Raw genomic sequence first — 11,748 nt, 5'->3', positions numbered from 1 at the left:
TCGGCGCTCCTTTCGGTCAGCCGGCCTTCTGCACCGACTCGATCGCTTCCTTGAGCCGGAGTGCGCTCCATTGCCCCGGTGCGGTCGGAGCATTGCCGAGGTAGCCGTAGTTCAGCACCGACCCGACCTGTGCGAAGAGCACCCTGGAGACTGGGGCCAGCGGCCCCATGCCCATCAGGGACACCGGATAGTCACCGCTGCGCTGCAGGAAAAGGGCGAGGGGTCCCAGCTGTTCCATCCGCCAGCCAAGCTCGATGGCGGCCTTGAAGGCGGCCGCGCCCGCCTGCCTCGCGGCTTTGCTGCGAGCCGAGAGTTCGGAAATCGAAGGCACTCCGTGGAAGTCGTGAAACGAGGCGACCCACGGGATTCCACGCTTCTCCAACTCGCCCAACAGCGGGCGCATCGTCGAAGCCGAAGCGAGCTCGATATCGACCAGAGATGCGTCATCGAGCGCCGCAAGGACGCGTTTCACCCGGTCGTCGGGCGTCAGCCCCGCGGCACCCCCTTCGGTCTGGCAACGGGCGGTGAAAAGGAGGGGGAGTTCGGCGAACTTCCGCCATGGCTTCTCCCCGATGGTGTTAGGGTCCAGCAGGTCGAGCCGGATCTCGACCAGATCGCAGGCTTCCGAGGCCTCTTCGGGGCTGACCCGCTCGAGGTTTTCGGAGTTGCCGATGCTGCCGACGACAAGCGGTCGGCCGGATTCGAGGACGAGCGGGGAACGGGCCACGGGCCGAGCGAAAGCGGGGGGCGCTCGGGATGTCAACCGCGCGGTCCACTTCCACCGTCGATGCACCGCGTTTCCTTTGTATATACCAAGGGTTTTTTTTGATTCGATTACGAGGTTTTATCTGGCCAATGCGGGGCACCAACTCCTAGTTCTCCAAAAACCAAAACCCGCATGAAAAACTTCCTATCGACCCTTCGTATGGCCGCGCTCGCCGGTGGCGCGCTGCTTTTCATCGGCGCCTCCGATTCGCTGAACGCCCAAGGCAAGGTCTCCGTCGGCAAGCTTGAGTTCGACAATCTTCCCTCGCCGGATCTCCAAGGCACCAAGAACAAGTCGTTCAAACCGAAGGACTGGCTCGAGGTCGAAGTCGGCATCACCATCCCGGCACAGAACAAGACGATGCTCGATTCGGGCTTCGTCGATCGCGTGCTCGTGAAATGGTACGTCGCGATCAAAGAGAAGGCGAGTGGCAGGCCGATGCTCCTGACGAAGGACATCAATCACATCAACGTGCCGATCGATGAGGAGTTCTTCAGCTCGGTCTATCTTTCGCCGAATACCCTCAAGCGCCTGACCGGAAGTGACCGCGCGGGCAAGAGTGCGGTCGAAGCCATCGCGGTTGAGGTGCTGCTCAACGGCGTGAAGGTTGCGGAGGAGAGCGAAAAGATGAAGAGCGGATGGTGGAACTCGCCGAGCCTTGCCCGCGGCGATCGCTTCCCGCTCCTCAACAAGTCCGAGACACCATTCAAGATGTACTGGTGGGACCGCTACGCCGAGATCGAGGAAGAGCGCTGATCCTTCCTCCGCCGCCCGGACCACGCCGGGACGGCCACGACATTTTCCAGACACTTCACTATGGCTGACAACCAGTCCACGATCGCCCTCAACATCGGTACCCAGCGGGTCAGCATGGCCGTCTTCGATACGTCGAAGTCGGGCGGGTTGGTCCTGAAACAGTACGACGATACCGCCATTCTCGCCGATCCGGCGACCGACACCATCCGCGCCAGCCAGATCCGGCAGGCCGTGACCGAGCTGGTCGCGGGCATGGGCGTGAAGGGAAAGGTCCGCTACTCGATCTCCGGCCAGTCGGTCTTCATCCGTTTCGTCAAACTGCCGCCGCTGGATGACGACAACATCGAGCAGCTGGTGACCTTCGAGGCCCAGCAACACGTCCCGTTCCCGCTCGAGGAAGTCGTTTGGGACTACGAGATCCTCGAGGCCGGTGGCGAAAAGGAAGTCGTCATCGTCGCGATCAAGGCAGACGCGCTCGAGGAAACCAACGAGGGCGTGAACGCGACTGGACTTGGCACCGCCGAGGTCGATGTCGCCCCGATGGCCCTCTACAACGCCTTCCGCGCCGCTTATCCGGACGTCACCGATCCGGTTCTTCTGATCGACGTCGGCGCCAAGACCAGCGACCTGCTCTACATCGAGGGCAACCGGTTCTTCACCCGCAGCGCCAACGTCGGAGGTGCCGCGGTGACCACCGCGATCGCGAAGGAGTTCAATGTTCCTTTCGCCGAGGCGGAAGCTCACAAGACGCAGGGTGGACTTGTTGCACTGGGCGGTGGCCACACCGAGCAACTCGACGAGGCCACGGCCGCGCTCGCGATGTGCATCCGCAACGCGATGACCCGTCTCGCGACGGAGATCCCGCGCACGACCAACTACTACCGCAGTCAGCACAACGGCAACGCGCCGAAGCACGTTTACCTCGCCGGTGGTGGTGCCAATCTTCCCTACGCCAAGGAGTTCTTCGAAGAGAAACTCCGCCTGCCGGTCGACTACTTCAACCCGCTGCCGGCGATCTCGATCGGCAAGGGCGTCGACACCGACCGCCTTTCGAAGGAAGCCCACACGATGGGTGAACTCGTCGGTCTCGGACTTCGCGGCATCGGCAAGTCCCAGCTCAATATCGATCTCGTTCCGGCCGCGGTCGGCGAGGCCCGCGCGGCCGAGAAACGCAAGCCGTTCCTGATCGCCGCCGCCGCCATCGCGATTGTCGGTGCGGCGCTGTTCGGTGTCTTCCAGATGCAGGCTGCCGGGAAGGCGATCGAAGCCAAGGACGATGCCGAAGCCCAGGCCAAGACCCTCAGCGGTCCGGCCAACGCCATCCAGAAGCAGGTCAAGAAGGAGGAGAGGCTCAAGGCGATCGCCTCGACCTACATCGAGGCCGACAAGGCCCGCGTGTTCTGGCTCGAGGCCTATCAGGAACTCGCCGCAGCTTTCGCCAGCGAGTTCGTGTGGATCACCGACTTCGATCCAATCGCCGGCTACAACCCGCTGGCGGAGAAGCCTGAAGGCAAGTCGGTGGTGAAGCTGGACTTCGGCACCATCGCCTACGGGCTGGGGGCGCTGGAGAACGTGTCGACGCAGGCACCGCCGCCGAAGAACAGCAAGGCGGAGAGGCCCGATCCCGTCGCGACGCCGGTTAACGCGGTCCGCCTGAAAGGCTATTGGCTGCAGAGCAAGGAGAATACCCGGAGCCAGAACATCGTCTTCGACCTCCTCGACAAGCTCAAGGAGAACGCCGCGGACGGCAGCCACTTCAAGTTCTCGATCACCCAGGGCGACGGCAAGAACACCAAGGAGGTCGAGCTCGAAAAGAGCCAGCTGGTCCCCACCAACGAGGCCGCGCCGGCCGAGGGAGAGTATGCGGCACCCTTCGAGATCATCCTCCCGCTGAGCGAACCCGTCCCGTATCGCTGATCCCCATTTCGAAGATCCATGAGTTTCCAGGATAACAAATTCCCGATCATCCTCGGCACCGTCACCGCAGTGGCAGCCGGAGGCTTGATTTTCTGGGGCATGAAGAGCGGCGGAAAGTACGCCACCGCGAAAGAGGAGTTCGATTCCGCCCAGGCGCAGATCGGCAAGATGCTGCGCGCCAACATCCCGCCGACCCAGGACAATGCGCGGGAGAAAGAAAAGGCGGTGACCGACTACGAGGCGAGCGTCGCCGACCTGCAGAAGGCCTTCGATCCGCTCCGTCAGCCGAAGCTCGAAAACATCGAACCGAGCGAATTCCAGAACGCGCTGCTGGCGTCCCGCAAGGACCTCATCGCGAAGTTCGAGGCTTCGGGAACCGAAATGCCGGAGACCTTCTTCCTCGGCTTGGGCAAGTTCTCCGACACTCTTCCGGCGAAAAAGGACACGGGAATGCTGAACTTCGAAATGAAGGCATTCGCGAACCTGTTGACCAAGCTGGCCGAGGCAGCACCGGACAAGTTCAAGAACGCCTACTGGCCCGGCCTGCCGAATCCGCCTCAGGAAGGCGACGCCGTGGTCGAGCACCCGATCGAGCTGACGTTCTCCGGCACCGAGGCATCGCTGCGGAAGTTCCTCAGCTCGCTCGATGACTCAAAGGAATACTTCTACATCGTCCGCACCATGCGGGTGAAGAACGAGCGGGCGAGCGCGCCGAATGCGTCCGATGCCCGCTTCGAGAAGCCGGAAGAAGCGCCGAAGCCGGCCGATCCGTTCGCGACGGGTGGCTTTGTATTCCCGGATGAGGATCCCGCTCCCGCGCCTGCGGAAGAGGACGGTGGCGCCGAGGGCGAGACCCCGGCCGAAGAAGAAACCCCGGCGCCCGCGCCGGAACCCGAACCCGCCGGTCCGACCGACAGCGGTGAAATTCTCAAGCAGGTGCTCGGCAGCGAGAAACTCGATGTCTTCCTCCGGATCGACGTCGTCCAATTCCTCGAACCCAAGACGCCCTGAGGCACCGAACCGAAATTTCCATGTCAAAAGCTCCCAAGAACATCGAAAAGATCCTCCTCGGCGCGGCCGTGGTCGTCGGTGGCGGACTCGCCGCGGTCGGCTTCATGAAGCTGGGCAAGGTTGAAGAGGAATTCTCGGACGCAGGCGGACAGCCGCGGCCGGGGGAGACCGCCGTGGTGGGTGCCGAGAAGGTGCCCGGCGTGATCAATTCACTCGCGAGCGACCGTACGATCGCCGCCGCGACCGTGCCTTCAGACCGACTCAAAGGTGGCGAGCGTCCGGTGGACCTGTTCATCGGCGTGCCGCTTTTCGCCCAGCGCGAGAATCCGAACGAGCCGATCGATCTGCTCAACAGCCCCGACGTCCACGACGAGATCCCCAACATCTGGTGGATCGAAAACGGCGTCTCTCCGAACTTCGCCGATTCGCCGCAGCGCGATGAGGACGGCGATGGCTTCTCGAACCTCGAGGAGTTCACCGCCAAGACCCACCCGGCCAACGATAACAGTCATCCGGAACTCGCGACCAAGCTGGCGTACGTCGGCGATGAGACGGTAACTTGGCTGCTGGAGTTCGGCTTCGAGGCCGGCGGCAAGTGGATCCCGAAAGTCGAGATTCTGGAAGGTGAAGGCAAGGGGCAGAAGAACCGGGTCGACTTCCAAGGTGGTCTTGAGCCGGGCGATACCTTCTTCGCGGAAGATCCCTTCAAGGACCGCTTCAAGTTCACCGGCATTGAGGAACGCAAGGTCCGGAACGAGCGCCTGAACGTGGATGAAACCCTTCGTTTCGGACTGTTCGAAGACCTCAAGGAGAACAAGAAGGGCGAGAAGTACGAAGTCCCGAACCGGGTGCCCAAGGCGCAGAAGCCCGATTACTACCACTACGACCGCACTGCCATCCTCGAGCTCAACGCCGTGGGCGAGGGGGGCAAGCAGTTCAAGGTCGAGGAAAACACCAAGTTCTCGCTGCCCTCCGGTGGTGAGGAGAAGAACTACCTGCTGAAGCGGGTCACACCCGACGAGATCGAGGTCGAGTGGGACGCCGATGGAGAAACCAAGTCCCTCGTCATTCCGAGGAAGTGATCTCCTGAAAATCTGCTGAAAGACTCATGACTTGCCCGAAAAATTCGCTTTCCAAACGCCGGGGACACCGGCAGAACCAACGCCCAACCATGCAAAAAACGCCAACGCATTCCAACCGCACCACCGTAGCCGCACTGATGGCGGCGGCCGCTGTGATGCCGGTCACCATGACCGTTGCCCATGCTGGCGAAGGATACTCCGGAGGTGGCTATAGCGGCCTCGCCGAAAAGGAGATGCTTCGTCGCCAGCAGGCGGTCGCCGAATCCGACCGTCTCCGTGACGAGGCCCGGATGGCCTACGCCAACAAGGACTACAAGGAAGCCTACGACAAATACACGCAGGCCCTCCAACTCCTTCCCGACGCGCCCCTTCTTCAGGACCGTCGCGACTTCCTCAAGGCATCGCTCGGTGACGCCGCGGTGGCGCTCTCCGAAGAGTACCGCCGTTTCGGCAAGTACGACGAGGCCCGCACGATGCTCGAGGCGGTGATCGAGGCCGATCCGACGAATTTCAATGCGAAGCGTGAGCTCGAGTGGCTGGACGATCCGATCCGGACCAACCCGGCCCTCACCGAGGAGCACAGCAAGAACATCGATAAGGTCCGCCAGGGTCTCTACATGGCCCAGGGCTATTACGACCTCGCCGACTACGACAAGGCGCACGAGGAGTACGAGAAGGTGCTCCGCGTCGACAAGTACAACTCCGCTGCCCGCCGCGGCATGGAGAAGGTCGCCGCCGCCAAGACGAGCTACTACCGTGCCGCCTACGACCAGACCCGCGCCGAGCTGCTTTCGCAGGTTGACGCCGCATGGGAAATGGCCGTGCCGCCGGATGCTCCGACCGTCGACTACCGCGAAGGCACCATCCCGACCCAGGGTGCCGGTGCGACCTACATCCTTCAGAAGCTGCGCAACATCGTCATCCCGATCATCGACTTCGAGGACACCTCGGTCGAAGAGGCGATCGACTACCTCCGCGTCCGTTCCATCGAGCTCGATACCTTCGAACTTGATCCGGACAAGAAGGGCATCAACTTCTTCATCCGCAAGCCGCGTGCCGCGGGCGGTGCTGACGACGGCCTTGAGGTCGGCGGTGGCGCTCCCGAGCCGGCGACCCAGCGGATCAGCGAGCTGCGCCTGCGCAACGTGCCTCTGGCCGAAGCGCTCGACTACATCTGCGAAGCGACCCGTCTGCGTTGGTCGGTCGATGACTTCGCGGTGACCATCAAGCCCGCGACCGAGGTCGGCGAAGACCTCTTCACCCGTACCTTCAACGTCCCGCCGGACTTCCTTAACCGGATCAGCAACGGCGGCGGTGACGAGGGTGGCGGTGTAATCGACGATCCGTTCGCTCCTGCCGGTGGTGGTGGCGGCGGAACCTCGCTGAAGCCCCGCATGAACATCGTCGAGGCCCTCAAGGCCAACGGCGTCAAGTTCCCGCCGGATGCCTCGGCCCAGTTCTTCGCCTCCAACTCGACCCTGTTGGTCCGCAACACCCCGACCAACCTCGACCTCGTCGAGCAGATCGTGGCAAGCACCGTGACCGACGCGCCGAAGCAGGTGAAGATCTCGACCAAGTTCGTCGAAATCTCCCAGGAGAACAGCGACGAGCTCGGCTTCGACTGGATCGTCACTCCGTTCGGACTCTCCGCCAACTCGGTGTTTGCCAGCGGTGGCACGGTCGGCAACGGCCAGGCCCGCACCAATGCCGACTTCCTCAGCCCTGTGGCTGGGGTGAACATCCCGGGTATCCCGGCGACTCCCGGTCAGAACGTTTACAACATCGCCACTGCCGGCAACCGCAGCGGTGACGGCGCGATCGCCCGCAACAGCATCGACGCGATCCTGAACAATCCGACCCGCACCGCCCAGAACGCGAGCGCCGCTCCCGGCATCCTCGCCCTGACCGGTCTGTTCTCGGATGGCCAGGTGCAGATGATCATGCGCGGCCTTTCCCAGAAGAAGGGCACCGACCTGATGACCGCTCCGAGCGTGACCGCCCGTTCCGGTGAGAAGGCGACGATCGAGATCATCCGCGAATTCATCTACCCGACCGAATACGAGCCGCCGGAACTTCCGAACTCCGTCGGTGGTGGCGTCAACAACGGCGGTGGCATCGGCCTCGGCGGTGGTGGCGGCAGCTTCCCGGTGACCCCGGCGACTCCGACCGCGTTCGAGACCCGCAACACCGGTGTGACGCTCGAGATCGCCCCGAACATCGGCGCCAACGACTTCGTGATCGACCTCAACTTCGCTCCAGAGATCGTCGAGTTCGAAGGCTTCGTGAACTACGGCAGCCCGATCCAGTCGCCTTCGACGGACCTGCTCGGCAACCCGACCACTGTCACGATCACCGAGAACCGCATCGAAATGCCGGTCTTCTCCAAGCGCAGCGTGAACACCGCGCTGACGATCTTCGACGGCTACACCGTCGCGGTCGGAGGCCTCATGCGTGAGGACGTGCAGAACGTCGAGGACAAGGTGCCGATCTTGGGTGACATCCCGATCATCGGCCGCCTGTTCCAGTCGACCGCCGAGAACCGGATCAAGAGCAACCTGATTATCTTCGTGACCGCCAACATCATCGATGCCACCGGTCGCCCGATCAACCGTGCTGCGGCCGCTCCGCCTCCTGGAGGTGGTGTCGATCCCGTCGGTGGCGGTGTCGGTGTGCTTCCTCCGTTGGACTGACGGTTCGGAGCCAAAGGAATTCACAAACGGGCGGGGGGCGATCCTCCGCCCGTTTTTCATGCTGACCGAAGCCATGCGGGTGCTTGCGCTGACAGGAGGGATTGCAAGCGGCAAGTCGACCGCTTGCCGCCTGTTCGCGGAGTTGTGTCCCGGGCTCGTCCTGTTCGAGTCGGATGCCTCGGTCCGGCGATTGTTGGCCGAGGACGCCAAAGTCATCGCGGACGTGACCGGGCGGTTTGGCGACGGGTGCCTTCTTGAAAGCGGGGGCATCGATCGCAGTGTGTTGCGGGGCCGGGTCTTCGGGGATGACGCAGCGCGCAGGGATTTGGAGGCGATTTTGCATCCCCGGGTAAGGGAGGAATGTCTTGAATCCCTCGAATCCGCGCGCAAACTCGGCGCGCCGTTGTTTTTGGCGGACATTCCGCTGCTGTTCGAAAACGGCTTCGATTTCGGGCAGGAAATGAATCTTCTGATCGCGGTGGGCGTGGACACCCAGCTCCGCCGGCTCAAGGATCGCAACGGTTTTGACGACGACCTCTCCCGGTCCATCCTCGCGGCCCAGATGCCGACGGCGGAGAAAATGAGCCGGGCGGACGTCGTTTTCTGGAACGAAGGCCCGCCGCGTCTGCTGCGCTCCCAGATCCAGCGCTTTCTGAATTCCCACTCCAACATGAGCGAAGAAACGCCCGACCCCGTCACCACTTCCGAGGAAGTTCCGTCCAAGCCGACGATGGTGATCGATATCAACGAGTTCCGCACCAAGCCGCTCGGTGAGTTGCAGGCCATGGCCGATGCCGTGCCGGGTCGGATGTCGGCCGCACCCACCAAGGCGCAGCTGGTCTTCGAACTGCTGAGTTTTCATGCCCGTGAAGGAGCCGATCTGGTGGGCGAGGGGATCGTCGAGCAGGCGAAGGAAAACTACGCGATGCTGCGCGACCCTTCGCGGAGCTTCCGCACTTCCCCCGACGACCTGCACCTGAACGGCAATCTTTTGAGTGAGTTCGGCATCAAGCCCGGTCACCGCGTCAAGGTCCGGGTCCGTTGCCCACGGGAGCGGGACAAGTTCCTGAGTGCGGTCGAGGTGCTGGAGATCGAGGGCAAGCCCGCCGCCGAGTTCGATCCGGGGAAGGATTTCGACAAGTTGACGCCTCTTTTCCCGGACGAGCGCCTGATGCTTGAGGCGCCGGGGCCGGCCGGGTTCAGTCCGCGCGCGATCGATCTGATCGCGCCATTGGGCAAGGGCCAGCGCGGCTTGATCGTCGCTCCGCCCCGCGGCGGTAAGACGATTCTCCTGAAGCAGATCGCCAAGGCGATCCGTGCCAACCACAAGGAGGTCGAGCTGATCGTGGTGCTTCTCGATGAGCGGCCGGAGGAAGTGACGGACTTCGAGGAGACCGTCGGCGCCACGGTTTACGCCTCCACCTTTGACGAAATGCCGAAGCGCCATGCCCAGGTCGCGGATCTGGTCATCGAGCGGGCCAAGCGGCTGGTCGAGCAGAAGCGGGACGTCGTTCTGCTCCTCGACAGTCTCACCCGCCTCGCCCGTGGCCACAATTCCGCCAATCAGGGAGGTCCGATCGGCTCCGGAGGTATCAGCCCGGTCGCTCTTCAGAAATCGCGCAAATTCTTCGGCAATGCCCGGAATGTGGAGGAGGGGGGGAGCCTGACGATCCTCGCCACCGCCCTGATCGAGACCGAAAACCGCATGGACGACGTGATTTTCGAGGAATTCAAGGGCACCGGCAACATGGAGGTGCGGCTGGATCGGGAACTTGCGGAAAGGCGAATTTTCCCGGCAATCCACATTCCCCAAAGCGGAACCCGGAATGACGATCGCTTGTATCATGCGGACGAGTTCCCGCGGGTCCTCGATTTGCGCCGCCAGCTCGCCCAACTGCCTGTGGGGGAGGCGATTGAGACCCTGATGAAGAATCTTTCAGCCACTCAAAACAACACGGAGCTCTTGCTACGGGGGCTTCGCTGAGAGTTGGCGTTTCGCGCGCGAGAAAAACACTTGTAAGGCCCCGTCCTATCAACGAATTTCCAGAAAATGATGAAGCTCAAAAAACTCACTCTCAGCCTCTTGGCCGGGAGCATGACGTCCGTCGCCCAAGCGGACATCGCACTGACCTTTTCAACCGGAGCGGATTACATCCAAACTTCGCCATTTGCCGCGAGTTTCCGGGGCGGCGATCTTGCCGTAACCCTGCGTGACGGCATCGTCTTCATCGACCCGGCCTGCGTGCTGGATCCATCGCCGGTGTTGATCCCGCCGAACCTCTTCTGCCCGCTCGGGACGACCGGTTTCATCGCGTTCGGTGATGCCGACGGAGATGGTCTGCGGGACGACCTGAGCTACTGGTCGATCACCGACGTGATCCCGGCGCTCGCCATCGCTCCGTTCAAGCCGGACGACTGCCGCCTCGAGGCCGGCCCGGTGTCGGATCTTCCCCGTCCGCTCGGTCCTTTCGCCGACGTCGGTCTGGTGGTGTTCTACAACCTGTTCGCGGACACGGTCCGGCAGTATGATGTCGCCCTCTACGATCTTCTCCGGGTTTATCCTCCGGGTGTGGCAGGTAGGGACCAGTTCGATGCTGAATTGGTCGAGGGTGTGTATACCTTCACTTTCCCATCGCTGAACCAGCCGGGTGCCCGCTTGGGATTGAATGTTGCTTACCAGGTCATCCCGGAAGCGGTCGACATCACGGCGATCTATCCGGACCTCGGTTTCAAGTTCCTCGGTGGCCGCTGGGACGGCATGGGCAATCGCCTGATGGATCCGCGCCTGCTCAACCGTGTGTCGTGGCAGGGTGTGGAACTCTCGAACACCTATCCGACCGACCAGTACCGCTTCTCCATCCGCGATAGCATCGACGAGGACATCATCACCTTCCCGCCCAGCGCCACACCAATCGCGCTGACCCTCAGCGAGGTGCTTCAGGACAGGGGCTACACCATTCCCCCGGGCTTCTACTCGCCGGGTGACACGGGCATCTGCCAGCTTCGCCTCGACCGCTTCCTTGGCACAACCCCGGTGACCTTTGAAACCTCGGTGCGTCTGTTCAATTTCCCGATCCGTTTCGTCGCCACCTATGCCGGTTTCCGAACCTTTGGTTTCGGTGCAGGCTCCGCAGCTTCGAATCTTACCCAAGCGAACCGGGACTTCGATGGTGATGGCTTTACCAACATCGAGGAATGGGCCCAAGGCACGGATCCAACCGATCCGCTCGACTTCCCGGCGCCTCCGGCCGAAGCAACCGTGACGATCGGCCCGGATGACTTCGTGACCTTCACCGTGAACAAGCTGGCCAACGCCCTCGCGAACTACTCTTTCCGTGTGTCCGAGGATGGCGGCGTCACGTTCCGCACGGTCAAGGCCAACGATCCGGACTGGGCGATCACGACCAACGACGACACGTCGCTGGTCATCACCGCGAAACGGTCGACCACCGACGCGGATCCCATCATGTTGGGTGATTTCATCGCCGAAGTGAGCGTCGGCGAAGTCACCATCAACTGATGGCTT

The 11,748-nt window shown here is 62.4% G+C and carries 8 protein-coding genes; 7 read left to right on the top strand and 1 reads right to left on the bottom strand.

What is annotated here, in order from left to right; genetic code table 11:
- Nucleotides 1–16: 16 nt before the first annotated feature.
- Nucleotides 17–727, bottom strand: a complete 711-nt coding sequence (locus HAHE_RS02220) for a type I 3-dehydroquinate dehydratase (RefSeq protein ID WP_338688207.1) — start codon at nt 725–727, stop codon at nt 17–19.
- A gap of 171 nt (nt 728–898) precedes the next feature.
- Here HAHE_RS02220 and HAHE_RS02215 point away from each other — a divergent pair, with 171 nt between their 5' ends.
- The 7 genes from HAHE_RS02215 to HAHE_RS02185 all read left to right on the top strand — a co-directional run bounded on the left by HAHE_RS02215 (nt 899) and on the right by HAHE_RS02185 (nt 11,742).
- Complete coding sequence (locus tag HAHE_RS02215) at nt 899–1,522, top strand: Amuc_1102 family pilus-like protein (RefSeq protein ID WP_338688205.1); 624 nt, start codon at nt 899–901, stop codon at nt 1,520–1,522.
- A gap of 60 nt (nt 1,523–1,582) precedes the next feature.
- A complete protein-coding gene (locus tag HAHE_RS02210; RefSeq protein ID WP_338688204.1) occupies nt 1,583–3,439 on the top strand; it encodes an Amuc_1101 family PilM-like pilus complex protein in 1,857 nt (618 codons plus the stop codon).
- An 18-nt stretch (nt 3,440–3,457) separates the two neighbouring features.
- Nucleotides 3,458–4,450: an Amuc_1100 family pilus-like protein gene (locus HAHE_RS02205; RefSeq protein ID WP_338688202.1), complete on the top strand. Its 993-nt coding sequence runs from the start codon at nt 3,458–3,460 to the stop codon at nt 4,448–4,450.
- Nucleotides 4,451–4,470: 20 nt separating this feature from the next.
- Nucleotides 4,471–5,532 carry an Amuc_1099 family pilus-like system protein gene (locus HAHE_RS02200; protein WP_338688200.1) on the top strand — a complete coding sequence of 354 codons (1,062 nt, stop codon included), beginning with the start codon at nt 4,471–4,473 and terminating at the stop codon, nt 5,530–5,532.
- A gap of 89 nt (nt 5,533–5,621) precedes the next feature.
- Complete coding sequence (locus tag HAHE_RS02195) at nt 5,622–8,222, top strand: Amuc_1098 family type IV pilus outer membrane protein (protein ID WP_338688198.1); 2,601 nt, start codon at nt 5,622–5,624, stop codon at nt 8,220–8,222.
- 58 nt (nt 8,223–8,280) lie between these two features.
- On the top strand, nt 8,281–10,206 hold the full coding sequence (gene rho / locus HAHE_RS02190; RefSeq protein WP_338688196.1) for a transcription termination factor Rho: 1,926 nt from the start codon (nt 8,281–8,283) through the stop codon (nt 10,204–10,206).
- 66 nt (nt 10,207–10,272) lie between these two features.
- Entirely contained in the window at nt 10,273–11,742 is a 1,470-nt protein-coding gene (locus tag HAHE_RS02185) for a thrombospondin type 3 repeat-containing protein (RefSeq protein ID WP_338688194.1), read from the top strand.
- Nucleotides 11,743–11,748: the final 6 nt, after the last annotated feature.

This window comes from Haloferula helveola (genome assembly GCF_037076345.1).
Taxonomy (GTDB): Bacteria; Verrucomicrobiota; Verrucomicrobiia; order Verrucomicrobiales; family Akkermansiaceae; genus Haloferula; species Haloferula helveola.
This window is presented reverse-complemented; position numbering and strand designations above follow the sequence as displayed.

Coding starts and splice junctions, on each gene's coding strand:
- HAHE_RS02205 (WP_338688202.1), top strand. CDS start 3,458: ATGAGTTTCCAGGATAACAAATTCCCGATCATCCTCGGCACCGTCACC.
- rho (WP_338688196.1), top strand. CDS start 8,281: ATGCTGACCGAAGCCATGCGGGTGCTTGCGCTGACAGGAGGGATTGCA.
- HAHE_RS02185 (WP_338688194.1), top strand. CDS start 10,273: ATGATGAAGCTCAAAAAACTCACTCTCAGCCTCTTGGCCGGGAGCATG.
- HAHE_RS02195 (WP_338688198.1), top strand. CDS start 5,622: ATGCAAAAAACGCCAACGCATTCCAACCGCACCACCGTAGCCGCACTG.
- HAHE_RS02210 (WP_338688204.1), top strand. CDS start 1,583: ATGGCTGACAACCAGTCCACGATCGCCCTCAACATCGGTACCCAGCGG.
- HAHE_RS02200 (WP_338688200.1), top strand. CDS start 4,471: ATGTCAAAAGCTCCCAAGAACATCGAAAAGATCCTCCTCGGCGCGGCC.
- HAHE_RS02215 (WP_338688205.1), top strand. CDS start 899: ATGAAAAACTTCCTATCGACCCTTCGTATGGCCGCGCTCGCCGGTGGC.